The 1,841-nt window shown below is 52.2% G+C and carries 1 protein-coding gene; it reads right to left on the bottom strand.

Going from position 1 to position 1,841, the window contains the following annotated elements; translation table 11 throughout:
• Positions 1-1,841: Ig-like domain-containing protein (locus J576_RS19270; RefSeq protein WP_033855750.1), on the bottom strand; the 1,841-nt coding region annotated here is incomplete at both ends.

The following is a 1,841-nucleotide window of genomic DNA, read 5'->3' as shown; positions in this document are numbered from 1 at the left end:
TCACAGTCACGGTATGCGGACCGTCTGTCAACACTGGAAGTGTATTGTCTGCAAGGGTCCAGGTGCCATTGCCATTATTGGTTGCCGGGTAGTTCACTCCATCTACAGTCACCACCACTTTCGCTGTCGGATCGTTCACTGTACCGGTTAATGCAGGTGTGCTGTCATTGGTTAATGTCGTTGTTACAGTTACTGCCGGTGCAACCGCATCTACTGTACCAGTTGATGGTGCTGACGGGTTACCCGCTGGGTCAGTCGCTGTCGCTGTTACTGTTTGACCATCAGTCAGGTCACCTGGGTTTGGTACTGTCCACTTACCATCCGGGCCTGCAACTACAGTTGCTGGTGTGCCATCCGGGAAGCTCACGGTAACTGTTGAACCAGGTTCTGCTGTACCTGTTACAGGATTAGTTGCATTGATTGGATCAAGTACCGGTGCACTTGGCGCAGTGGTATCTACAGTTACCACAGCATTGCCTGTACCCACATTACCTGCCGGGTCGGTGGCTGTCACAGTCACGGTATGCGGACCGTCTGTCAACACTGGAAGTGTATTGTCTGCAAGGGTCCAGGTGCCATCACCATTGTTCACCGCTGGATAATCCACTCCATCTACAGTCACCACAACTTTCGCTGTCGGATCGTTCACTGTACCGGTTAATGCAGGTGTACTGTCATTGGTTAATGCTGTTGTTACTGCAACTGTTGGGGCAACTGCATCTACTACACCTGTGCCAGGTAATGACGGGTTGCCCGCTGGGTCAGTCGCTGTCGCTGTTACTGTTTGACCATCAGTCAGGTCACCTGGGTTTGGTACTGTCCACTTACCATCCGGGCCTGCAACTACAGTTGCTGTTGTGCCATCCGGGAAGCTCACGGTAACTGTTGAACCAGGTTCTGCTGTACCTGTTACAGGATTAGTTGCATTGATTGGATCAAGTACCGGTGCACCTGGTGCTGTCGTATCGACAGTTACCACAGCATTGCCTGTACCCACATTACCTGCCGGGTCGGTTGCTGTCACAGTCACGGTATGCGGACCGTCTGTCAACACTGGAAGTGTATTGTCTGCAAGGGTCCAGGTGCCATTGCCATTATTGGTTGCCGGGTAGTTCACTCCATCTACAGTCACCACCACTTTCGCTGTCGGATCGTTCACTGTACCGGTTAATGCAGGTGTGCTGTCATTGGTTAATGTCGTTGTTACAGTTACTGCCGGTGCAACCGCATCTACTGTACCAGTTGATGGTGCTGACGGGTTACCCGCTGGGTCAGTCGCTGTCGCTGTTACTGTTTGACCATCAGTCAGGTCACCTGGGTTTGGTACTGTCCACTTACCATCCGGGCCTGCAACTACAGTTGCTGGTGTGCCATCCGGGAAGCTCACGGTAACTGTTGAACCAGGTTCTGCTGTACCTGTTACAGGATTAGTTGCATTGATTGGATCAAGTACCGGTGCACTTGGCGCAGTGGTATCTACAGTTACCACAGCATTGCCTGTACCCACATTACCTGCCGGGTCGGTGGCTGTCACAGTCACGGTATGCGGACCGTCTGTCAACACTGGAAGTGTATTGTCTGCAAGGGTCCAGGTGCCATCACCATTGTTCACCGCTGGATAATCCACTCCATCTACAGTCACCACAACTTTCGCTGTCGGATCGTTCACTGTACCGGTTAATGCAGGTGTACTGTCATTGGTTAATGCTGTTGTTACTGCAACTGTTGGGGCAACTGCATCTACTACACCTGTGCCAGGTAATGACGGGTTGCCCGCTGGGTCAGTCGCTGTCGCTGTTACTGTTTGACCATCAGTCAGGTCACCTGGGTTTGGTACTGTC

Source organism: Acinetobacter sp. 766875 (genome assembly GCF_000582055.1).
GTDB lineage: Bacteria > Pseudomonadota > Gammaproteobacteria > Pseudomonadales > Moraxellaceae > Acinetobacter > Acinetobacter nosocomialis.
Note: the sequence above shows the minus strand (reverse complement) of the source record. Positions and strands in the feature narration are given on the sequence as shown.